Source organism: Planctomycetota bacterium (genome assembly GCA_018242585.1).
In the GTDB taxonomy this organism is placed as follows: domain Bacteria; phylum Planctomycetota; class Planctomycetia; order Pirellulales; family PNKZ01; genus JAFEBQ01.
Map to the genome: position 1 here is coordinate 52,837 of JAFEBQ010000007.1, position 24,715 is coordinate 77,551.

Genomic DNA, 24,715 nt, shown 5'->3' on the forward strand with positions numbered 1-24,715 from the left:
ACTGCATCGGCCCATGGACACTTGAGCTTCTGGCTAACCCATTTCGACGCGCACTTCGTGCCGATTACCATCGTCGATCAGGGGCACATCGCCTTGCGGACATAGCTTGCCGTCCAGCGATACTGTCGCGACGCCCGACTGCTTCCGTGTTGGGTTCGAGACAACAACGTGGTAGCTGGCCGTGCCGCGGCGCAAGGTGATTTCAAATTGCGCCCAATCGGCCGGTACACATGGCGCGACGTGCAACGACTGGCCCGAGACCCGCAAGCCCAACAATTGCTCCACGGCCACACGGTACATCCAGGCGGCCGAGCCGGTGTACCAGGTCCAGCCACCCTGTCCGCGGTGCGGAGGGCAGCTATAGACGTCGGCCACGGCGACGTACGGTTCGACTTTGTAGCGCCGGGCCGCCGATTCAGTGTCGCTGTGGTGGGGTGGCGCCAATAAGTTGAACAACTGCATGGCGCGGTTGCCGTCACCCAGCATGGCCAACGCCTGGACCAGCCAAATTGCCGCATGGGTATATTGCCCGCCATTCTCGCGAATGCCAGGTAAATAGCCTTTGATGTAGCCCGGCTCGAGCGAGGTATGGTCAAACGGCGGCCAGAACAATAGTGCCAATTTGTCGTCAATCTGCACCAACCTGTCCCAGGCCGCTTGGACGCCTTGGCGCGCGCGACCGGGATCGCCATTTGCGATGACCGCCCAGGATTGCGCGATGGAATCGACCTGACAGGCGTCGTTTTGCGCGCTTCCCAAGGGCGTCCCATCGTCAAAGTAGGCTCGGCGATACCACTGCCCGTCCCAGGCCTGGTCTTCAATGGCCTGGCGCAAGCGCGCGGCCTGCTGACGAAACTCGCCGGCGCGATCCGTCTCGCGCCAGGCTTCGACGATGGGGACGAATTGATCGAGAACATCGAGCAAGAACCACGCCACCCAGACACTTTCTCCCCGCCCTCCTTCGCCAACCTTGTTCATCCCATCGTTCCAGTCGCCGCCCCCCATCAAGGGCAAACCGTGCTGGCCGAAACGGAGCGCGCGATCAATCGCCCGCAGGCAGTGACCGTAAAACGACTCGCTTTGCGCCGACTGCTCGGGCAATTCGTACCGTTCGTGCTCGTTGGGTTCGAGCGGCAGCGAATGAAGGTACGGCACGACTTCATGGAGCAAGCTCGTATCGCCGGTCGTGCGCAAGTAGTGGGCCGCCACGAACGGCAGCCACAAGTAATCGTCCGAGAAGCGTGTCCTGACACCGTGGCCCCGCGGCAGGTGCCACCAATGCTGCACGTCTCCTTCCTCGAATTGCCGACCGGCCGCGCGCAGCAGATGCTCTCGCGTCAACTCGGGACGGCTGTAGACGAGCGCCATTGAATCTTGCAATTGATCGCGGAAACCATAGGCGCCACCGGCCTGGTAAAACGCCGACCGCCCCCAGAAGCGGCAGCTCAGCGTTTGATAGAGCAGCCAACGATTGACGAGCAGATCGAGCGCGGGATTGGGCGTCTGGACTTGAATCGCCGACAGGGTGTCGTCCCAATTCTGGCGTGTGCGAGCGGCGACTTGCGCCACGTGCTGTCGATCATTGAAGCGGGCGAGCAGCGCCTCGGTGTCGGCTGGACTAGAGGCCTGGCCGAGCAGGAAGACCACTTCGCTCTCTTCGCCGGGCTCCAAATCCAGCCGGGTTTGCACCGCGCCGAACGGGTCGAGCCCCGCGCCCACGCGCCCCGACAGCGTCACGCGTTCGAGCGCGGCGGGCCGCCCCCACTGGCCATTGCGGCCGAAGAACTCGGTGCGATCACCCGTCACCGTGCAGACGCGATCCACCACGTGCAAGAACGCCACGCGCTCGGCAAAGCCCGGATGGTAATGATTCGTGGCCAACAGCGCGCCCGTCCGGCGATCGATGGCCGTGACGACGTGCAACATCATCTGCTCGCGATCCACTCCCAGGATCCATTCGGCACAGCACGTGGCCGACAGCTTGCGGCGCCGCGGCGACTCGTTTCGCAGCGTCAGCCGCAGAATCTTAACCGGCTCCTCGGCGGCGATTGTCATCAGCAGCGACTGGGCGACACCATGCGACACATGTTCAAACACCGAGTAGCCCTGACCGTGCCGGATGGTGTAAGGTTCCGTGTCGCGGATCGGCAACGGGGTGGGTGACCAGAGTTCGCCGGTTTCATCGTCGCGCAGATAGATCGCCTCGGTACACGGATCGCTAACCGGGTCGTTCGACCAGCCGGTGAGCTTGTTCTCGCGGCTGTTTTCCGACCAGGTAAACCCGCCGCCCGCTTCGGTAACCACGCAGCCGAACGTGGCATTGGCGATAACATTGCTCCACGGGGCCGGCGTCGACTTGCCATTCGTGAGTTGAATGACGTATTCATGCTTCGGCCGGTCAAAGCCACCGTAGCCGTTGTCGAACAACAAGGAGGGTTGTTGTGCCGAGCGCGGCGCTGGCAATCCTTCCCGTGGCGTCGCGGGGCGCTTGGGCGACACCGCCAAGAGCGCCGGCGGACGCTTTCGCTGGGGCGTCAACTCGAGCTGTCGTTCGAGCGAGCCCGCGTCGCCATGCAGCACGACATGAGCCGCGGTCAGCAACAGCGTCTTGTCTGCTTCGGGGATTCGTGAACCTTGCAGAACGAATATCCCGCCACGCTTGTTGAGCAGCCCCCAAGCGCCAGACTCGCCCACGAGACGTGTCAGTTGCTCATGGACCGCGTCCATGTAGCTCGTGGGGTGCTCGTTGAGCAGGACCATCTCGGCAATAAAGTTCTTGGACCGCCAATATTCGTGTGCCAACAACACCTCGCGCACCAGGCCGTCTTGGTTCGCCTGGGAGATTCTCACCAGCACGATGGGAAAATCCCCTGAAACTCCATACCGCCACAGGCCGGCCTGCCCTTGCGTGTTGGCGGCCAGGATGACTGGCGGCGCACGTTTGATCGCGTCGGGATAAAGCAACAACGATGCCAGCCGCTGAAACAGATGCACATTGCCCGCCGTCAGATGGACGTGCCGCAGCGCCACTTGCGCGTGGGCCCAGGCCAGTTCGAAAGCCCGCGACACCATGCGGTATTCCCGATACTGATCAGCCAACACCAACGCTTCTTCGCGGCTTTGCGCGTAGGCCGTTGTGAACGCCAGCCGCACGGTTTCTCCCGGCGCAATTCGCACGGGGCAGCGCAGGCTGAAGATCGGATCCAATACCGGGCCGGTCGTACCCGAGAGCGGCGTCCCAGGCTGGCAGGCAGCCGGGGCAGCCACCGTGCCGCCGCGTCCCAGAAATCGTGCTCGATCGGTTTCGACCTGGATGTCGCCGGCCACTGCGGGATGTTGGCTTTCATCAATGGCCAACACGTGGATCGCCCAGGCGGCAGCCTCGTGTGCCGAACGTGGTCGACGTCTTGCCAAAATCGTTCTTTGGCCGGCAAGGTACTCGGTCTCGATGAATAACTTTTGAAAGGCGGGGTGGGCCACATCGGCGGCGGCGGAGCCCAGCACGATCTCGGCATAGCTGGTCACGTCGAGTGTCCGCGGGCGATCGTCATGGTTGGCGATGGCCAGCGAGCGCAGCTCGGCATTGTTCTCGGGTGACACCGCCACTTCCAGGTGTGTCTCCAACTCATTGTCCAGGCGGCGAAACTCGGCCTTGTCCAAGGAGAAGAGAACTTCGTACTTCTCGGCGGTCACGCACGTGGGCTGATACCCAGCCGACCAGAGCGTGCCGCGACGGCGGTCCCGGAGATAAATGAATTGTCCCCAGGCATCACGTGTCGAGTCGGATCGCCACCGGGTCAGGCGCGTGTCCTCGCAAGCGCTGTAACCGCCCCCCGCGTTGGTAATCATGACGGTGTACTTGCCGTTGGAGAGCAACTGGGTGCGGGGGCCGCTGGTGTGTGGCGTGGTGATCCAGCGGCTGGTCGAGCGATCGGGTTCACGCACCCAGGGAACTTCGACTAACTCGTCGCCGTGCGGCGTCACGATCGGCGCCGCGACGGAAGCCCCTTCCTGCAACAGCCGGTCGGCTGCCAGGGTCCGAGGCTCGCGGTGAAAACGTCGCTGCATTCGGTTTTCGAGCAAGCAATTGGCGGCCGCCACCAGCAGCATCCCCTGGTGATGGGCAAAGTAGCACTGCACGATCGATTTGCTTTCATCCCCTGACTGGCGATTGGCGGTGTAGTCGATCGCGTCGTAGTACCCCCACGGACCAAGCGCCCCTTCCTCGGCCAGGGCTCGTAGATTCGCCAATGCCTCGCGCGGCTTCACCATCAGCGCCAGACCGGTCGCATAGGGTGCGACCACCAGGTCGTCGGCCAGTCCTCGTTTCAGCCCCAGGCCGGGCACGCCGAACGAGCGATACTGATAGTTGTTAGCGCTGTCGAACGCCGCGAATGCCGACTCGGAGACGCCCCACGGCACATTCCGTTGCTGGCCAAACTCGATCTGTCTGTCGACCGCCGCCCGGCAGCTTTCACTCAACAGGGTCTCTGGGTATTCGCGGAGGAACAGGTTCGGCATCAAATACTCGAACATCGTTCCGCCCCACGATAGGAGCGCGTTGGACCCCGCTACATTGGTGACCGGGCGGCCCAGGTGGAACCAGTGACGCACGTCAACGTCCCCTTTGCCCACGGCCAGAAAGCTGGCCAGGCGCGCTTCGGACTCGAGCAAGTCGTAATGGCTCCGGTCCAATTGCCCAGTGGCCAGATTGTAGCCAATCGAGAACAGATGGCGCGGCTGATCGAACAGGAACGTGAAGTCCATGCTCAGCGCCAGTTCTTGATAGCGCTCGGCCAGTTCTCGGTAACGGGCAAGCACGCGATGCGCCGAGGTCGAGGCTGCCTCGATCTGCGTTTCCAGCTCGTCGATCCATTGCTCGGCCGCACGCCGCGCGACTGATCCGCTATAGATCGTCGAAGCGGTGGACCGCAACGCGGCCATCGCGTCGGCGCATTCCTCGGGCAAATGATCGATCCCAATGAGCGTGAATGCGCGATCCAGCCTCGATTGCATGGCCCGTTGCTCGACGAGCCAGGTGGGAGCCGGGATGTTGATGGGGCAACGGCCCAAGGTTTCAACCCAAGGGAAAAAAGTACTGAATTCTTGACGCATCCGCGCCGACTGCCGCTCGAGCGCGGCCAGGCATGCCTCCCACAGGGACGGTATCGAAGAACCGATCCCAGCGGCCGGAGGTCTCGCCGCCGTGAGTTGTTTGAGCAACGCCGCCACACCCCCTTCCAGTTCTTGCCAAGCCGCCAACCAGCCAGTTGGGGTATCTGGCGCTTTCTGCTCCACGGAACTGACCCGACGAAGAAGTCGCTCGGCATCACGCGCCAACGTCGGCCGACGATCGGCCAACCCGGCATCATGCATGGCCGCGATGGTCAAGGCCAGCGTGTCGGCCAGTCCGGCAAACGCGCGCGATCCCAGGAATGATTCACGATTCAGCGCCAACAACCCTTGACGCACCGCAAGCGCGCAAGCGGCCAGGTTGCCGCTGTCGACGGTCGACACATAGGCCGGCGTCAGCGGGGCCAGCGTTTGCGTGTCGTGCCAGTTGTAGGGATGCCCGCGGTGATGTTCGAGTTTCTGCCAGCTATCCAGGTTGCGTTCCAGCAGTTCCGCAAGTTCTTCATAACCGAGGTAGCCGAAGTCATGTGCGGTCATTGTCGACGCCAGCCACATCCCTTCATTGGTGGGTGAGGTGCGATGGGCAACCACCGGCTTGGGATGCTCCTGATAATTGTCGGGAGGCAGCCAGTTATCATCGGCGGTGACGAATTGCTCGAAGAACAACCAGGTGTGCCGGGCGATCCTTCGCAACTCCTTTCGTTCGGCGTCGTTCAATTCTGGCGGGGCAAGCTGCGGAGGCTGGCTGACGTAATACGCCAACCACGGCGAGACTAGCCACAGTGCCAGAATCGGCGCTGCCATCCACAACACGGAAATTGGCGCGGTCACGGCTAGAGCGGCACAGGTCACCAGCGCCAACACCGACGCCGGCCACATCTCGCCGAGAAACTGCTTCCAGCCGCTCACCAGCCGGCGCTCGGTAACATAAGCGGATTCCCAATCCAGCAAATGGGTTCGACTGAAGTAGACGCGCCGCAAGCTCCGTATCAGCGCGTCGAGCATCACCTGGGCCTGATGCGCCAAGAACGCCAGGGCGAGTAGCGCCTGGGCCGCTGAAAGCCGCAACTCGCCCATGCCATTGATCAGAAACCGCCCCAGCGAACTGCCACGAGGCCGGTGCGCCAACAGCGACAGCGCCTGAATCAAGAGCGGCAGCGCAACCACCGCCATTGCCAACATGGTGAACAGACCGGCTAACGCGGGCGTCACGAACCAGCCGGCTAGCAACATCAGCACGACCGCCGGCGGCACCAGGCTGCGGCGCAGGTTATCCAGGATCTTCCAACGCGAAATCAATGACAACGGATTGACCGCGGCGCCTTGTGCCGAAGGGACGCGATGAAACAACCAGGGAAGAATCTGCCAGTCGCCACGCACCCAACGGTGCAGACGTCGCGTGTAGCCCAGGTAGTGCGCCGGATAGTCATCGATCAACTCCATGTCGGTCACCAGCCCCGCGCGAACATGACAGCCTTCGATCAGGTCGTGGCTCAGAATCTGATTGTCCGGAAACGCCTGCCGAGTGGCGGCCTCGAAGGCATCGAGATCGTAAATGCCTTTGCCGATAAAGCTCCCCTCGCCAAAGGCGTCTTGATAGACGTCGGAGATGGCGGTTACATACGGGTCGACGTGCGGGTTGCCTGAGTAAATGCGCGCGAAGCGTGATCGCCGCGCGCTCCGCGGCGCGATGCTGATCCGAGGTTGCAAGATGGTGTAGCCACGAACGACCCGCGCCCGCGAGGAGTCGAACCGCGCCTGATTGAGCGGGTGAGCAAGCGTCCTGACCAGATTCCGCGCGGCACCCAAGGGAAGTTGCGTATCGGCATCAAGTGTAATCACGTAGCGAACGCGCCTTAATTCCTCGGGCAAACCGGGAACGTCCACGTAGCTGGTATCGGTCGCGCCGCGCAACAACCGATTGAACTCGGCAAGCTTGCCACGTTTTCGCTCCCAGCCCATCCAGGTGTTCTGCGACGGGTTCCAGCGCCGTTGGCGATGAAAAAGCCAGAATCGTTGCTGGCGACTCTCGGCATGGCGATTGTTCAATTCTTCAATCGCCGCTGCCGCCACGGCCAGCAAGGAATCATCCTCGGGCATCGACTGTTCAGGGGCGTCCTTCAGGTCAATGAGCAGGGCAAAACTCAGGTGGGGATCGGGATTCGCCAGGTAATGAATCTCAAGCCGTTCGATCAAGGCTCGCGCGCTTTCCTTGCTGACCACCAATGCCGGGATTACCACCACGGCGCCGCACCTTGCTGGGATCCCCTGTTGGAAGTCGAACTTGGGCAACACACGGGGGCGCAGGCACAAGGTCAACACATAGTTGATGATGCCGACCGCCAACTCGGTAAGCGGAACCGCGCTGATTACAAAAGTCAGGACCAACGCGCCGACTGAATTGACGACTAGGCGGGCAACGCCAAGCAGCGCCGCCATGCCTAGCCCCCAGGTCGCCACCAGCGTCAAGACATAGAGTCCTTGCGCGTGTGCCGCTAACGCCCGCTTCACGCGCAGCGCGATCGACGGGCGCAAACCAAGGTTTGCCTCTAGTTGGCCACGCCCTTCATCCACCAGGTAATAGCCAACATGGCCGCCAAGTGGGTCGCCATCGAGGCGGCGCGATTCATTCACCGCCCGCCGCGCCACTTCAAGCTCCGACACCTTTGACCGTCGCGCTAGCAACTCGACGACGTGGCGATACCGGTCCCGAGTGGCGAAGTCCATGCGGGCGTAAACATCACTGGGATCTTGCCGCAGTTCGCGCTCCACCAGGCTGGTCTCCTCGAAGAAGACCTCCCAGTCCATGGCCGACATCAGCCGCATCGTCGTAATCGCGTTTCCAATCGAGACCTGATCGCACGCTTGCCGTTGGTGTTCCAGGCGGACGGTTTCCTCGATAGACGCTCCTTCGTCAACCAGGCGCTGTTCGAGCCAATGCCAACAAGTCGACAGGTCGTGTCCCTGATCGCGGAAGCGTTGCACCAATTGCGCCACCAACGGCGCCGCCAGGCGCTTGCTCTGCCTGGTTTGTTTGGAAAGGTATTGCGGTGGATCGGTCGGACGTTCCTCGACGATGGCATCGGCCCAGGCATTGGCGCAATGTCGATGCTGGTGAGTCTCGCGCAGACGGTCGGCCAGCCGCCGCAGATTCTCGACCAGGGCCAAACGCAGCATGATGGGAATGGCCCACATCTCCCCGATTGTCAGCGGCATGATCTCCTGATAGGCCTGGATGAAGCGCGTCAGCATCGCGGCATCGATGGCGCTGTCGGTGTGGGCGGCAAGCTCGCGCGCCAGGGAATAGACCCGCGGCGCCCCGGCCATTGGCCCGGCCGAGAGTTTGGGCAGCTCGTTATAGAACCGGCGGGGAAGATCTTCGCGAATCTCGCGCAGTTGCTCACGAACGATGTAAAAGTTGTCGAGCAGCCACTCGGAACCAGGGGTAATCTCCTGTCCCGAGCGGGCAGCGGCCACGATGGTGTTGTAAACCGATTCGAGAATCGCGCTGTTCGATTCAAATTCGCGCCACATGCGGCGCTGATCGCGATGCGTGGCCGTGGTGCCATGAGCCGCGGCCAGCGCGCGCGCGTGCTCTTCCAGATGCTCGATGCTGAACGGAGCGTCGCGAAGCGAACCGGCCGAGTTCAACGGCGCTGATCCCCCGGCAGGGACAAGTTGTTCCTGGGCTGGCTCAGGCTCGATGTTCGCACTCATGTCTGGGCTCCCATGTCGCGTCGTCGCCGGACGAGATTCAACTTGCGACGATCGCACTCAAGTGCCGCCCGACAAAATGTCGCGTGCCGTCCCGCGGCGTCGAAATGAAGAATTCGCGATCGCTCACGATTGCCAACACTGGCCAGCAACGACATTGCACGTCGTATGCCAACAACTCGGCTCCGCCAGGCTCCAGACCATTACCCTTGAAAATGCCTCGCAAAAGCGCGGCGCGCTGTTTTCCTTGATGCCTCTCGTTGATGTATCGAGGTCGCGACTCGACCGGCACAATCGATTGGTCGCCTGGCGGGCAGCTTGGCCGCAACGAGGTCACAGGCGGCATTTTTCTCCAAGAGAAGGCGAGCCCCTCGGCTCCATACGACCTCGATCGAAAAGCGCGACCGAGCGATGCGCACCGCTTTTACACGAGTCAAGAATCGCCGTGGTGATTGGGCGCGCCGTATGCAGCATAGGTTCCAGGCATGCTCTTTCGAGACGCCTCATGGCCCCTGAGAACTTGGGCCTCACCGTTCCACATGGAGAAACCCATCATGCGCTCCACCTTGAGTATGAAATGGAAAGCGGCATTGACGGCTGGCCTGGCCACTGCGGCGATCGCTTTGGCCGGCCTAGTCCAGGCACAGCAAAGCCCTGCGCAAGCCCCGCCGCCTCCGCCTGCCGATGCGCCTGATTCCGCGCCGATCGACGCCACGCCCGCCGGTCAATCGCGCGCCCGTCTGGGCGTGAACCTGAGCGACAACCACCAGGGCAAGGTCTGGATTCGCTCCGTTGACCCGGGGAGTGCCGCCGACATTGCCGGCCTGCGGGCCAATGACCAGTTCGTCGCACTCGATGAACAAAAGATATTCACCTACCTGGACGTGATTCGCTATGTGAACATGAAAGGGGCTGGTGACGACGTCGCCGTTTATATTCGTCGCAATGGCAAGCCAGCCATGTTGACTGCTTCGTTGGGTTCGGAATACGCCGATCCAGAATCGGATGCCAAGTTCACCGAATTTCCAGGGGGCACGCGGCAAACCAAGTTCACCGATCCAGCGGTTGACCCAACGGCGCCGACGCCAGGCGATCTGGGAAGCAACGGGCCTGCAACTCCCTGGCGCTATCGCAACGTGAACGGCCAATGGTTCTTCTACTCGCCGGCCGGACAGTGGATGACCTGGTCGAATAATCGCTGGGTGATGGCTCGCAACGGCTTCCCCACCGACATTCCCAGCCCCGCCGATATGGACGTCGGCGCGCAAATGCGATTTCGACGGTAAGGCCGCTTGAGAAGGGACCACCACGCCGCGGAGGCTTGTCGTGTATTTCGCGACGGGGCTCCGCGGTTTCTCTTTTGGGGAATGGCAATCGTCAGTAGAAGCTAACGCAGGCTGTCGCACGCGCCGTCAAATAGAGCTGGCCTCGTTACTAACCTGCCTCCCGGTGTTCCGCGTTCCATCGGCTGTTTAGTTCTGACGAAGGATGAAGTCGTCAAACTCGACTCGAAAAGGCTTGTCAGAGGTGTTGAGGGCCGCGACTCCCACCTGAAGCTCCGTGGCGAGTTTCACGTCCAACGACCTTACTTCCTTCCATTTCTTGCCGTCATGGCTCATGAAGACGGTAATGCGGTTACCACGTCGAGTTGCCTTTAGCCAAGTGGAAGCCTCTGGAAAGAACTCCGCCGCTGGCACGGGCTGTTTGTTGGCGCCGGAGTACTGTCGCTCGTGCCAATATTCAATCAACGGCGGATAACAAAGGCACGAATCGCCGTTCCGCCAGGCGTTACGTTCGATTCGCAGGAAATTCTCCGCGTCTTCCCAAATCAAAAGACCCGCGCCATTGAACGGAGAACCTTTACCCACCGCGGTCATTCCAGGTTGAAGGTCAGAGGTGACTTTGACACTGACTTCAAAATCGCCAGTAACCGGTCGTAGCACGCGCGGAGCGGACAGCCCGCGCAGGGGGTTGAGATCATGGTTTGTCGGTGGAACCTGGATTCTCAAAACGCCCTTGCTGATATCGCAGTCTTTGTCTGGGTCAACGACGGCTCCCCATGCGGCTGCCTCGTTGGCTCGCCAGGGTTCTTTAATTTGCAAACCTGCGTCGACGGCAACGGCTCGTTCTTGAAGAGCTGCCTGGGGAGCCGAAGCCGCCGGCTTGGCGCTCGATGGGAGCGTGTCGAGTTCGCTCGCCTTGTCCGAGACGACGCGCTTCCAATGCCACACCTTGGGAAGTACTTGATAGTTGTCGAAATCGTGGCCTGCCAAGAGCCCTGGGACATCGAAGAAATCGTCGTGGTCGACCCGGTAGACGTAAGACCTCCCTTGCTCGGGCTCGCCTCCGACTGGGAAAAACGTGAAGACACGGACAGCTCCGCTCCTACGTAATGTAAACTCGACGGTGTGCTCGCTGGACAACTCGCCGGTAGGAAGCCGATACCGTCGGACTGTTTCACGATTGCCCGTGATTGTCTTCACGCTGCGCGAACCGGCGGCGCCTTGGACTTCCTTGCCGGTAGCCAGTTCCCAAGTCCCTTGGAGCGCTTCCAAGTCAGCCGCCAGTTCGCCGTCCTGCGACGAATTCGTATGGGCGGCCTCCGGCGCCGCCGTGGCCATCGTGACGACCGCCAGCGCCAACAAGACAACAGATGCTAAGGCATTGCGTTTCATCACATGCTCCCGGTTTGAGTTCAGTTGGATGGCCTATTTCCTTCGACCTTCGCGTTCGGTTCGCCGCCGAACTTTGACGTCGGTTCAAGTAGAACGCTGACGCGATCCGCGCCTCCCACGATGCCAGTCACCTCGACCAGATCGCCATTATTCCGGCTGTCTTTAAAGAAGACCGTCGAAGCGGCCCCATCCCTGGTAATGGTCAAGTCCTCGAAGTCGGCGACGAACGGCTCGTCAGAGGTATTCAGCGCCGCTACGCCCACCCGCACCTCCGCCGCCAGTTCCACGGCAAAGCTCCTGACATCGTTCCATTTCTCGCCATCATGGCTAACTGACACCATGATTTGGCTGCCCCCCCGAACCGCCTTGAGCCAGGTGGACTCGCCGGTAAAGAACTGCGCCGACACCGCAGGGACGTTCATTCCGGCGTATTCGTGGTCGCGCCAATACTCGATGAGTGGAGGATAGCACCAGAAGGAATCCCCTTGTCGCCAGGCGTTCCGTTCGACGCGCAAGAAATTGTCATTGTCCTGCCAAATCAGAATCCCCGCTGCCTGGAAGGGGTGGCCCTTGCCCATGGTCTTCAGGCCCGGCTTGAAATCTCCGGTGACCTTAACCTGCACCGTGAAATCACCGGACACCTTCGTCAGGAGCCGTGGCGCCGTTAAGCCGCGAAATGGACTCAGATCGTGGTTTCCGGCGGGTACGCGAATCCGCAACCTGCCGACGGCCTGATCGGTTGCCGACCTCGACGTGAGCTGTTCCACCAAGGCCAGCAGCTTTCCCTCGCGCACTTCAAAGAATGAACCTGGGGGGATCGAGTCGGCGGGAGCAAGTGCGTTTTCAATGGCCCCCTCGGACGTCGAATCCTTTTGCCGGTCGGCCTCGATTGCGAGTCGATTGCCGACTTGTTCATGGTGTCCTCGTTTCAGACCAACCACGATCATCGTCGACGCCATGGCCACTCCGACCATCACGGCCCCCACGGACCCAAGCTTGCCGAACGACCGCGCGGCGCGACCTGTCGCGACCGCGCGGGCCTCAACGGCCGCCGTGCGGAGGCCTGATTGTTCCGCGGGGCTTTCCTGGCGGTGAATCCAATTCTCGACCTGTGTACGAAACTCCGTCGCCGTGTCGAAGCGCAGCTCGGGCGACTTTTCCAAGGCCCGCAGTACGATCGAGTCAATCCCCGCGTCGACTTGTACCCGTTTGGACGGGGGCTGTAGCTTTGGTCCCGGCAATTCGCCAGTCAGCATTTCGTAGAGCACGACACCCAGGCTGTAAATGTCGGAGCGATGGTCCGCGACATGCCTTGTCAACTGCTCGGGCGCCATGTAGCGCGGCGTGCCGGCTGGCTGCGATTCCACCACGCCTAAATCCGACGATTCGCGTCCCAGTATCTTGGCGATTCCGAAGTCGGCGATCTTCACCCGCCCCTGCTTGTCGAGCAGGAGGTTTTCGGGCTTGATATCGCGATGCACGATTTTGTGATCGTGCGCGTATTGCAACGCCTCGCAAATAGGAGGCACCATCACGAGTGCTTGCTCCGGCGTGAACCGGCCCGCCGTCATGGCCTGGCGTAGATTCACCCCGTCGACGAATTCCATCAGCACGTAGTAGAAGCTGCCGGCCTGTCCAAAATCATGAATCGTGACGATGTTGGGATGATTCAGCGCGGCTAGCGCTTGGGCTTCCTGAACGAATCGTTCCGCGAATTTCGGTTCGGCGGCGCATTCGGGGGCCATTAACTTCAGGGCGACAAGCCTACCGAGCGCTCTTTGCCGCGCCTTGTAGACAACTCCCATACCGCCGCGCCCGAGCAATTCGATCACCTCGAGGTTTGGGAAATGCTCCGCAACTTTCGCGGCGGCCAAAGGCTCGACTTGCGTCTCGCTCCAGCCCTCGGGCGCCAGTGTGTCGGTCGCAAAGTTGATTGCGGCCAGGCAACGTGGGCAAAGACCGTCAATCGCTTGATTGGCAAGCGAGTCTCCGCAGCGTGGACAGTGGTGGGAAGCGCCTTGGCTCATATTATTCCAATAAGAAGGCCCGAGGGTTCGTGGCCAAAAAATGCGAAAAACTAGCCCGCGCCCAAAGCGGCGATGAGGGCGTGCATTTCCTGATCGATATCCGCGGGGTCAGCTACCGTGCCGGCTACCTCGTCACGAAAGAGCTCGCGAAACCGCTTCTTCAGGCGGTGAACGGCGCTCCGGGCCGACGCTGGCGCGATACTCAGCTTTTGGGACAGGGTATCGTAGTCGATTGTCCCGCGTTCGGCCGTGAGTTGCGGCTTGAGGAGTTCGTATTGAGCCAATCGACCCGCAGATTCGTACTCTTCGCGCAGTCGCCGCATCACCGACTCAATCAACGCGAGTGCCCAGCGTTTTTCAAACAGCGCGTCTGCGGATGGGTCTCGAGGGTCGGGAATTGAAGCGTGCTCGGCAGCTTCGATGCTAATGACCGTGGCTGTGCCGCCGCGCTTCTGGGCGTGTGAATGATCCCATTCATTCGCCAGGAAACGCTTGAGTGCCATTAGCAAGAACGTGCGGAACCTTCCTCGATCGCGTTCGGCGACTGCCAACCAACCCTTTTCCAAAAAACGCTCAAAAAAAGCTTGCGTCAGGTCTTGGGCGTCGTGCTCGGCATACCCCCGATGTCTCACGTAAGCGAATAGCGGCTGCCAATATTGTCGACACAACGCCTCTAGCGAGGCTCTCGCGTCGCCACTCGCCTTTCCCTGCGCAGCAAGCACCAACGACCACCGCGTCGTATGAAACCACGCTGGGCCGCCGCGTTGCAGGCGTGAAGCAGGATCAGCATCAGACATCAGCTAATCCATAAGAATGCCATTGGCTTCGTGGCGATAAAACTTTCCAAGCGTACACAATCCTAGAAACCCGGGCGCTGCGGGGGGGGCGCGGCGACTTGGATCATAGTTTGCGAAGGACGGTACATGATTACCAGCGAGGCTTGCCGAGACCCCCAATGGCGACATCTACCGTGGGCCGCGTCGTTATTCCGGCCACCTCGGGGCAATTGGCGGGACCTGGAGGCATTTGGTAGGGAGGCCGATCAACGAATCGCTCTACTGATGAACGCCCCCATATCGGCTCACCGATCGTCGTCCACGACGCCGAAGCAAGGACTGCAACCGCGGTTCTTCTAAAAGCCAATGGCCGCCAGCAGATGCCATGCGTGTTGGCGCTAATAATCAAACTGAATTCGTGAGCCAAAGACGTCCGCTTGGCCAACGCCAATTAGGTCGTAAAGAATCGGGTGAATGTAATTGGTCGTCACTCGGGTATAGGGATTCAAATACCAATTCAGACCAATCGTCACGTCGGTCATTCGACCACCTGCGATCCCTTGATCGCTGAGATTCAATTGCGACACGCGTGATGCGATTTCCACCGCGCCCAACCCCATGCCGATTCCACGGCGCGTTCGCACGCGAAAGAACTCAGTCAGCGGCTGCACGCGATCAAACGTGGCCGCCTCTCGTCGATAGGGCCGGTGTTCTCCGGTCAGAAAGTATCCCGACTGGGCATACCAGCCGTAGAACACCGCCGTCCCGTTGCCGATGGTTTGCACCGGAATCAGCGTTGCTTCCCCCTGCACGTACAACGACCCTCGCGAGGCGGCGAACTCGAAGCCGTGCAAGGAAAAGGCGTTGGCCGCGATCGGGCCGGTGTTGAGAAAAAAGGGAATGTTTGGCGACGCCGCGCCGAGGCGAGCCTCGGGCTGGGCCTCGAACACCACGGAGTGGTTGAGCGCCGAACGATAACTAAAGGCGGTCCCCACGTGCGTATAATAGCGCCCTCCGCTTGGTTCGTCGTAATAGGGCAGCCAAGTGAGTCGGCCAGTAACCGCCGGGCCGCCGCCAAAGCTGGTCGAATCCGCGAAATTATCGCTGCGCGCGCGAAACACTCCGATGGCCCAGGTGCCATTCTCGCCATTCCATTGATTCATGGCTTGGATGCCGGGATTACGTTGCGGATCGAACGGCTGGTCGGGCAAATTGCGCTCCATGAACGGCGCATAGCGATTGGACGTCAATCGCTCGAGCCCGAATGGCTCGAAGAAGTTGCCCGCTTTCACTTGCCCCAGGATTGGCAGCGCATTGATGGCCGCCCACATGTCCAGGAACGATGGGCGGCCTGGCTGGGCAAAGTCGACCTCGAAGCGATACGAGGCCACGCTGTAATCCCCCATGAACGCAAACCGTGCCCGACGGAACGCGAGCCCGTTGGGGCTTTCTCCCACCTGTTGCAGGTTGGTGGCATCTTGTGCGACGCGGTAAGCGTCGAGTTGCAATTCGAGCGATGTCCGTACTAGCGGCTTCGAGTTGTCGGCCTTGGCTTTTTGCTTGGCCTCGTCTTCCAGTAGTTGGATTCTGGCTTCGAGTTGCTGAAAGCGGTCAACGTCCGAGGGCGCTGGCGGCAATTCAGGATTAGAAGGTTGCGGCGCGAGAATCGAAGCCGGGGTGTATGGTAAAACGAGCCGTTCGTAATCGCTGCCATCGGCTTCGAGCGTTTGCTGCGCGCACAATGTCCGCGCCGCGCACGCCACGATCATCGTCAACAGTACTATGCGGAGGGCCATAAGCGACAGGTTGTCATGGAGCGAGTTGGCCCTTCAGCGCTGCCTGCTGACAATGCTGGCAAACGTCGCGGAAAGAGAGTGCCCCGCGTGGATTCATCGACTCGGGGAACTTGAGATTTCACAGAAACCTAGTAATTCAACGAGCACGTAATTCAATGCCGCGAAAGGGATGCAACAAGGCCAACTTGGCATCGCCAGGCAGGTGTTGCTTTCCGGTGGACACTCGCCGCGATTGGCGCGAAGCACAGCTAGCAGTGCTTCCGTATTTCCTCCGAAAACGTCGACTGCGGCAAGCATGGCGGACAGCCTGAAATCGCGGCGTACGTCGCGCTTGTTGATGTTCCCCGACTTGCGGTCGCTGCTCGAACAATCGCTTGCTGAAGCCCTCGCGGAGAACGCCAACGCCCTTCGCAGTTACCGCGACCGCGGGCGCAAAACCACGCCAGAATCAGCTGTACGGCGGGTGGCGGCTGCCGAGCGTCGGGAGCGCCCGAGATACTTCAACGGGGACTTCGGTTAAGATAGCGAGGCGGTTGCCGCTCGAGACTTATCCGAGCGGAGGCGATTTGGGAAAACTCGGCGGAGTCATCTTCTTGTCATGCGCGCTCAAACATTCCTCACTATGCGCTTATTCTTGTTCGTCGCTTCGGCACTCGTCGCGGACCTGTTTACCTGTCTCGCTTTCGCCGACGACGCTCCACCGCGGTTGCGCGTTGTGTCGGGGAAGACTTGCTTGGAAACAACAGACGGGAGGCCATTTTTCTGGCTGGCCGACACCGTCTGGAGCGGACCTGCCGTCGCGTCGCTTGACGATTGGAATACATACCTTGTCGACCGCAAGGCGAAGCGTTTCAGCGTCGTACAATTCAACGCCATTTGTCCGTGGCGCGTGAACCCAGCGGATGCCGCAGGGCAAATCGCGTACACCAGCCGTGACCCGCTCGCGATTAACGAACATTATTTTGCCCGGCTTGATCGCTACTTCGACGCCATCGAGCGACACAGCCTCGTCGCCGCCCCGGTTTTGGCTTGGGCGCATACGAAGGGGGACGCCGGAACTGAACTCAACGAAGACGATCTGGTGCGGCTCTGTCGCTTTCAGGTCGAGCGCTATACAAAGCGACCCGTCGTGTGGATTTTGGCCGGTGACAATCGGTACACGCCGGAAGAGTCGACCCGGTGGCGGCGGATTGGGCGGCGCGTGTTCGCGGACTTTCCGGACGCCGTGGTGACGACACACCCGACGGGAATGAATTGGCCCTGGAATAACAACGGCTGGCGCGACGAAAAGTGGCTGAGCTTCCTTAGCTACCAAAGCGGACACGGCGACGACGTCAAGACGCTTCAGTGGCTGGTTGACGGGCCCGCTGCCAAGAATTGGAACACGAAACCAATTCGGCCGATCATCAACCTGGAACCGCCGTACGAGGATCATATCGCCTATCAATCGAAACGACCGCACTCGGCGTACAGCGTTCGCCGGGCGACGTATTGGAGCCTGCTGAACGCACCGATCGCGGGCGTGACGTACGGCGCGCATGGCATTTGGAGTTGGCAAACCGAAAGTGGCGGCACGCCGGCCGCTCACGCGGGAAGTGGCGTCGCCAAGAGGTGGAAGGAAGCGCTGGAACTGCCGGGCGGCGCGCAGATGAAACACGTCGTTGATTTATTCGAGGGGATGGAATGGTGGAACTTGCGGCCTGCCCCCGAGGTGCTCGCGGCGCAACCGGGGCGCGACGACCCCACCAGGTTCATCGCGATTGCGACCGACAAGAAAAAAGAAAGCCTCGTGGCCTACCTGCCGGTCGGCGGCGAAATCAGGCTTGCTCCGTCAGAAGCCTCGTCGTTTTCGCGTTTCGCTTGGTTTGATCCTCGCGAAGGCAAATCAGTGGCCGTGCTGAAGAGCGACGGACATGTTTATTCCGCGCCGACGAACGACGATTGGGTGTTCGTGGCGTTGCCGCGCCAGCGCGACTAGCGCCGGCATCGCCTTGTTACCAGTCGCCAACATTGCAAACGCCGTGAGCTTGCCTCGGAAGGCGACCAGGCGACGAACTTCAGCGGCAATTACACCACCAGTCGGGTATTGCAATGAATTCCAATCATGTTTGCCTGAGCGTTTTCGCCCTGTTGTGGAGCATGGCTAATGTGCCCTCCACACGCGCGGGCGACTTGCCCCAGGTTGCGATTAGGATTGTGGCCGACTGGCAACTCGAAGTCAGCTTCACGGCCTCAGGTGCCACCGGCTTGGCATAAATCTCGCGGCTGGACATTCCGCCCGCCGATGTCGTCACCGTGACCGCCGAGCGGCACGTGTTGCCGCTCTACAAGGCCCAGGCAAACGGCTGGAAGAAAGGCGCGCGGCTGCCGGCTCTCATTGCCCAGGAATGTACCAGCCGTGATTTACTCGCCCCTGACAGCCTTGTGGTGCGCGGTAGTGCGGCGGCCGACGCGGCGACGTTCAGGCTGAACGTCGATTACAGCGCCGATTTAAGTTGGGGAACGGGGGGGCGACTTTCCGGTGGACGGATCAGCGAAACGACGCCAGAATCAGCTTTACGGCGGGTGGCGGCTGCCGAGCGTCAGGAGCGCCCGCGATACTTCAGCGAGGACTTCGGTTAAGATGGCAAGGCGGTTGCCGCTCGAAGCTTATCCGAGCGGAGGCTACTTGGGAAAACCCGATCAGTGATAAAGGCTTGCGCCGCCTGGTTGCGCTGGCACTCTCCCGAGACGAAAAAGGCGAAAGTCAAAGCCATGCCCACTTTCAATTACCCCCGCTTCCTCGCGGGTGTCCTTGTTCTCGCCGTTGCCACTCGCGCTGGGGCCGTGGGTGACGTACTGATTGTCGCGCCGCATCCGGATGATGAGGTCATCGGCTGCGCGGGCGTCATCCTGCGCGCTGTCGAGGAGAAAAAGCGAGCAACCGTGGTAGTTTTGACGAACGGTGACGGGTACGTGGCGCTCGCGGCCGCCGTGGCAAAAAAGAAGCCAGACGAGCTCGCGCCGGATGACTTCATGAAGGCGGGCGCGTTGCGGCAGGAGCACTCCGCAAGCGCGCTGAAACGCCTCGGCGTACCGCATGACGATTTGATGTTTCTCGGTTACCCGGACGGCGGCTTGGAAACAATGTGGCGACTGGATGGCAGCGCGGTCTTCCAGCAGATATTGACACAGCAGCGCGAGACGTATGGTCTGATCGCGCGTGACTACCATTCCCTCGCCCACGGCAGCTCGGCGCTGTATGTGAAATCGAGCGTGGTCGCTGATCTGGCGGAGATCATCCGCGCGCGAAAGCCGCGGGAGGTTTTTGTATCGCACGAATCGGACAAGCACGGGGATCATCGCGCCGCCTTTTGGCTGGCGCTAGAAGCGTCGCGCAAGGCGGCGTTTCAAGGTCGCTTCCTCTCCTACGTTGTGCATGGCGACCCATTGCCCCAGGAACCGAATATGCGACTGAAACTCACGCCGCAAGAATATGAGACAAAGAAAGCCGCGCTCCTTGACCACACCACAGGCACGTCACCCGTGCATGATGGTCTGGTACGGGAGTACTTGAAATCGGAGGAACTGTTCTGGGAGTTTTCCATTCGCTGAAAGGGCCACGCTGAGGATAGACTTAACCCCATGAAACGCCACCTGCCCCTCCGCGCGAGCTTTTGGTTTCACCTGCTGCCCGTTCTCCTCGTTGCGTCCCCGGCCTGCGCCCAAACCGCCCCCGCCGGCAATGCCGCGACTGCCCCACTGGTGCGCGAGTATGGATGTGTTGATGGCGAAAAACTTCTGCTGGACATCTATCCACCAGCCCCTGGCAGTCCAGAGACTCGCGCCGGCGTGATCGTGGTTCATGGCGGCGGCTGGGTGGATGGGAAACGCTCCGACTTAGCCGCGTCATCTCGCTGGTTGGCGCAGCAGGGCTACACGACATTCTCCATTGACTACCGTCTGTGCAACAGTGCCGATCGATTCAAGGATCCTTCCGCACCAGCGAAGAACCGTTTCCCCGCGGCTTTGGACGACTGTCAGCGCGCGGTGCGGTGGATTCGCCGTCATGCCGAGGCTTTTGGCATCGAGCCTCAACGCCTGGGAGCCTATGGTCATTCGGCAGGCGGACACTTGGTCGCTCTACTAGGCACGATGGAGACGCGCGACAACTCAGACCCGGAACTTGCTTCCTATTCCAGCCGAGTGAACGCCGTGGTGAACATCGCGGGCCCCAATGACCTCACGATTCCGTTGCCTTCCTGCAATGTCTTCGGCCAGCCCCCCGATCCGAAAGCCGACCGCTGGCAGCTCGGCAAACCAGTCCATTGGCTGGTGGAAGATGTCGTCGGCTCCGCCGGCGCGGAGGCAGCTTCTCCCCGCAGTCATGTGGACCGCCATTCCGCCCCGTTCCTGTTGCTCTTTGGAGCGAAGGATTTTCTCATCCCCGAAGTCCAGGCAAGCAGCATGCACGAGGCGCTGCAAAAGGCTGGCGTAAAGTCCAAACTCGTGATCTTCCCAAATGACAACCACGCCGTGGGCGCAGGGGATTCAAAACCGCAGTTCGAGTCCGAAGTGCTCGAGTTTTTGCGGAGCAGTCTGCTTGATGGTTCAATAGACAAATGAAAGCCGGCCTGCGTCTAGCCAGCTGTGACGGCCTCGTCATCAGCCTTTGGGGGGAAAGCCGATCAAGTGCGGTTCAAACTGAAAACTTGCTCTAGCACTGAAGCTGGCTTTCTCCACCGCCCCCATGTGATCACCCGATGAAGCGCCTCATTCCCTTCACTTCACTCGCACTTTTGCTCGCCGCGACGGCAACCTTTCCGCTTCACTCGCAGGAACTGCGCGCGCCGCGCAAGCAGTCGGACGGCGCGCGGAACTTCACCGTGAACACGGAGAAGGCGGTGAAGTTCGGCGTGCATGAAGTCACGCTGAAAGGCGATGGCACGGTTGCAAATCCGTTCGACACGCTGGCGACCGTCACCTTCACGCCGCCATCGGGAGCGCCGCAGGCGAAGGCGGTTCACGCCTTCTACGACGGAGATGGCGCCTGGCGCGCGCGAGTGTATGCGAGCGAGGTGGGGGAGTGGAGTTGGTCCTCGCGCTGCGCGACGGACAAACAGCTCGACGGCGCGAGCGGCACGTTCGAAGTCGTCGATTCGAAGCTGCGTGGGCGTTTGCTGCCGTACCCGCAGAATCCGCGTCAGTGGATCACCGAGGACGGGCACTGGTTTCTCAACCTCAGCGACACCGCCTACTTCCTGCTCTGCGCGCACGACGGCAACGGCGCGCCCGTTCCCGACGAGGTGGCCGCCCATTACGTTCGCGATGATGTGGAGCGCGGCATCACCTCCCTGCGCTGCTTTCTGGCCGGCGGCGAGGAGGGCTTCCAGGAGAGCAGGAGTGCGTGGAGGCGCTGGTTCTTCGTGGATGACAGTAGCGACCGTCTTCGACTCGACAATCTCCAGTGCGCCGATCGGCGGCTGCGGATGCTGCTGGAGGCTCACCCGGATGTGGCCGTGCAGCTCATCCTGTTTCCGCTGGCGGGCTACCACACCGACGACCGCCTCTGGGCCGCGCTCCAGCCCGCGCAGCGCGAGCGCTTGCTGCGGAATCTCATCGCTCGTTACGCCGCGTATCCGCAGATTTTCTGGCTCATCGTGAACGATGCGCACTTCGGCGATGGCTTTCCAAACAACAACGCGATGGCACGGGAGGCGGGAGCGTGGTTGCAGCAGCACGATCCCTGGCAGCATCCGCGCTCCGCCGGACACGCCCGGCGGCTGCCGTTCGCCTTTGGCGATGAAGCCTGGGCCACCTACATTCACATCGAGCATGAGCACGACCTCGGCGCGCTGGAATACGGACGCTACCAGGCGTTCCACAAGCCCGTCTTCCTCGGCGAGGACCGCTACGAGCAGGATCACGGCCCCCGCCGCGATCCGGCGCACATGGACTTCTGGCAGCGCCGTCTCTTCTGGGCCTGGCTGCTTTCCGGCGGCTCCGCCAACTACGGCGGATGCTGGTGGGCCGTGCATCCCTACACTGACCCCGGCGCGCGCGCCGCCACCCGTGGCAAGCGGCCGGGGACCACGTTCACCGAGGCACTCACCGGCCTCGACTCGGTGAAAGTCATCCGCGATTATTTCGAGCAGCGAAAGATCGATCTCGGCAAGTTCTCGCCGGACCACGCGCTCGTGAAGGACGCCGATGGCGCAACCGGCGCGCGCGCTCCGAAGCTCACGCGACGTGGGCACACCGAATTCCTCATCTTCCACCCGCACGCGGATGGCGCCGATGACCAGCACACACAGTCGATTGCCGACAAGCCCGCGCGCCTCGTGGTGGATTTGAGCGCCGCGAGCGGGAAGTTTGCCGTCGAATGGTTCCGCGCGGCTGATGGCGTGGCCGCGCAAGGCGACGAAGTAAGCGGTGGAAAGCCCATCGAACTCACCGCGCCGTGGCAAGGGGCGGACGTGATTGTGCGTTTTGTGAAAGCGAACTGAATTCCGATGCCGCGATTCTTCTATCTGTCTGTGTTTACCGCGTTCACGCTCGCCACGTTTGCCGATGGCGAGTCGCAGCACAAGGAGACCGCCCCCACGGCTCCGAAGGCATTCCACGCCAACAAACTCCTCGAACTCGATGTTGCCATCAAGAAGGCCGTCGCTGAGGACATAATCGTCGGTGCCGCGGTGTGGGTTGAACGTGATGGCACGGCCTATCACAAGGCCTTCGGTCAACGCGCGACGAAGCCCGCCGCGGAGGTCATGACGGAGGACACCCTGTTCGACGTGGCTTCCGTCACGAAGGTCGTCGCGGCGACGAGCGCGGCGATGCTGTGCGTCGAGCGCGGATTGATGACCGTGGATGACCTGGTGGCGAAGCATCTGCCGGAGTTCACCGGCGAGGGCCGCGAGCGGGTGACGATCCGGCATCTGTTGCTGCACAGTTCGGGCCTCCCGGTGAATCTGAATCCGGCCTTGCCGCCCTTTGGCAGTCACGCCGATGCCATCGCCCAGGCGTGCCGCACCAAGCTGTTGTTTGAGCCGGGCACCAGGTTTTCCTACAGCAGCGCCGGCACGATGGTGCTCGGCGGCGTGATCGAGCGCGTGACGGGCCGGAAGTTCGATGAGTTCTGCACCACGGAGATTTTCCTCCCGCTGCGCATGAACGACACGGTGTTTCGTCCGAGCGGTGATCGCTTAAAGCGTGTCGCGCCATCGAGCGCGCCCGCGCGCGGGCAGGTGGACGACACCGTGGCGCGTGTCACCGGCGGAGTGGCGGCTCATGCTTCCCTCTTCACGACCACGGCGGATGTGGCGCGCTTCGCCCGCATGATGTTGAACTTTGGCGAACTCGATGGTGAGCGAGTCTTCCAGCCCGATACCGTGAGGCTCATGACCAGTGTGCAAAGCCCACCCGGGCTTGTCAGCCCCGACGCGGGCAATCTGCCGGTGCGCCGCGGGCTGGGCTGGGACATCGACACACCCTACCGCAAGCCGCCGCATGACTACACTCCCGCGCGCGGGGCGTTGTTCCCCATCGGCGGCTACGGTCACACGGGCTGGACCGGACAGATGTTGTGGATTGACCCTTACTCGCGCACCTTCGTGGTTTTCCTGTGCAACCGCTACGTGGACGGTGTTGCCGACACACGGCCCGCTGTTTATCAATTGCACCATCGCGTCGCCACACTCGCCGCCGAGGCGGTGAATGACTTCGATTTCAATCACGTGCCCGGCGCGTTGCCGGGCCATGTATCGCTGAAGGCCGCGGCCGCCCAGCCTTTCACTAATCGCCTCGGGATGAAGTTTGTACCCATTCCGGGCACGCGGACGCTCATGTGCATCCATGAGACTCGCCGCGCCGACTATGCGCGCTATGTTGCCGAGAATCCCAGCGCGGACGCTTTGTGGAAGGACGTGAAACTTGGCAGCCGTACCGCAAGCGCCGGTGACGACCATCCCGTGGTGAACGTGAGCTGGGACGACGCGACTGCCTTCTGCGAATGGCTGAGCAAAAAGGAAGGCCGCAAGTATCGCCTGCCGACGGATCGCGAGTGGAGCATCGCGGTTGGCATCGGAGACCAAGAGCCTGTCGGCGGCGTCACGCCCGAAAGCCTGAGCGGCAAGGTTCCCGAAGTGTATCCCTGGGGCAGGCAATGGCCGCCCACGAAAGGCGCGGGCAACTACGCTGATGAGGAATGCCGGACGCAGTATCCCCAGGAAAAAATCGTCGCCGGCTATGCGGATGGATTCGCCATCACCTCACCCGTGATGAGCTTCCCGCCGAACGAACTCGGCATCCACGATCTCGGCGGGAGCGTCTGGGAATGGTGTGACGACTGGTTCAACGCGGAACAGCAGGATCACGTCCTGCGGGGCGCCTCGTGGGGCAGCAGCGCGCCCAAGCCGCTGCTCTCCTCCTTTCGCGGCAATCAGCCCTCCACGCGTCGTTGGCGCTGCGATGGGTTCCGCTGCGTGGTGGAGTGTGTGCCGCAAGACTTCGCTCGTTGACCTGGCGCGGCGGTCATGCCAAAAGTCACCGCCGTTTTGAGGCTGATGACAGCCGCCTTGGAGCAGTGCGGGCGCGTATCAATGGTCGGATACCGC

At 61.5% G+C, this 24,715-nt stretch carries 12 protein-coding genes; 7 read left to right on the forward strand and 5 right to left on the reverse strand.

The window, feature by feature from the left end; translation table 11 throughout:
- Positions 1-33 precede the first annotated feature (33 nt).
- Positions 34-8,850 carry a glycosyl transferase family 36 gene (locus JSS27_03475; GenBank protein MBS0207994.1) on the reverse strand — a complete coding sequence of 2,939 codons (8,817 nt, stop codon included), beginning with the start codon at positions 8,848-8,850 and terminating at the stop codon, positions 34-36.
- A gap of 551 nt (positions 8,851-9,401) precedes the next feature.
- Between JSS27_03475 and JSS27_03480 the strand changes: the two genes are divergently transcribed.
- Positions 9,402-10,133, forward strand: a complete 732-nt coding sequence (locus JSS27_03480; protein ID MBS0207995.1) for a PDZ domain-containing protein — start codon at positions 9,402-9,404, stop codon at positions 10,131-10,133.
- A gap of 186 nt (positions 10,134-10,319) precedes the next feature.
- Here JSS27_03480 and JSS27_03485 read toward each other — a convergent pair whose 3' ends face one another.
- The 4 genes from JSS27_03485 to JSS27_03500 form a co-directional block, all read right to left on the reverse strand.
- The gene (locus JSS27_03485; protein ID MBS0207996.1) at positions 10,320-11,522 is read right to left on the reverse strand and encodes a DUF1349 domain-containing protein; all 1,203 of its coding nucleotides are present in this window, start codon (positions 11,520-11,522) and stop codon (positions 10,320-10,322) included.
- 20 nt (positions 11,523-11,542) lie between these two features.
- Positions 11,543-13,549, reverse strand: coding sequence for a protein kinase (locus JSS27_03490; protein MBS0207997.1), 2,007 nt, complete (start codon positions 13,547-13,549; stop codon positions 11,543-11,545).
- Between the two features lie 50 nt (positions 13,550-13,599).
- Positions 13,600-14,346 carry a sigma-70 family RNA polymerase sigma factor gene (locus JSS27_03495; GenBank protein ID MBS0207998.1) on the reverse strand — a complete coding sequence of 249 codons (747 nt, stop codon included), beginning with the start codon at positions 14,344-14,346 and terminating at the stop codon, positions 13,600-13,602.
- Between the two features lie 377 nt (positions 14,347-14,723).
- Positions 14,724-16,121: a hypothetical protein gene (locus tag JSS27_03500; protein MBS0207999.1), complete on the reverse strand. Its 1,398-nt coding sequence runs from the start codon at positions 16,119-16,121 to the stop codon at positions 14,724-14,726.
- A gap of 733 nt (positions 16,122-16,854) precedes the next feature.
- Between JSS27_03500 and JSS27_03505 the strand changes: the two genes are divergently transcribed.
- From JSS27_03505 to JSS27_03530, 6 genes are all read left to right on the forward strand, one after another.
- Entirely contained in the window at positions 16,855-18,099 is a 1,245-nt protein-coding gene (locus JSS27_03505) for a DUF4038 domain-containing protein (GenBank protein MBS0208000.1), read from the forward strand.
- A gap of 317 nt (positions 18,100-18,416) precedes the next feature.
- A complete protein-coding gene (locus tag JSS27_03510) occupies positions 18,417-18,743 on the forward strand; it encodes a hypothetical protein (GenBank protein ID MBS0208001.1) in 327 nt (108 codons plus the stop codon).
- Positions 18,744-18,875: 132 nt separating this feature from the next.
- Positions 18,876-19,715 carry a PIG-L family deacetylase gene (locus JSS27_03515; GenBank protein MBS0208002.1) on the forward strand — a complete coding sequence of 280 codons (840 nt, stop codon included), beginning with the start codon at positions 18,876-18,878 and terminating at the stop codon, positions 19,713-19,715.
- Between the two features lie 30 nt (positions 19,716-19,745).
- Entirely contained in the window at positions 19,746-20,726 is a 981-nt protein-coding gene (locus tag JSS27_03520; protein MBS0208003.1) for an alpha/beta hydrolase, read from the forward strand.
- Positions 20,727-20,863: 137 nt separating this feature from the next.
- The gene (locus JSS27_03525; protein ID MBS0208004.1) at positions 20,864-22,606 is read left to right on the forward strand and encodes a DUF5060 domain-containing protein; all 1,743 of its coding nucleotides are present in this window, start codon (positions 20,864-20,866) and stop codon (positions 22,604-22,606) included.
- Between the two features lie 6 nt (positions 22,607-22,612).
- Positions 22,613-24,619 carry a serine hydrolase gene (locus JSS27_03530; protein MBS0208005.1) on the forward strand — a complete coding sequence of 669 codons (2,007 nt, stop codon included), beginning with the start codon at positions 22,613-22,615 and terminating at the stop codon, positions 24,617-24,619.
- The last annotated feature ends 96 nt before the right edge of the window (positions 24,620-24,715 follow it).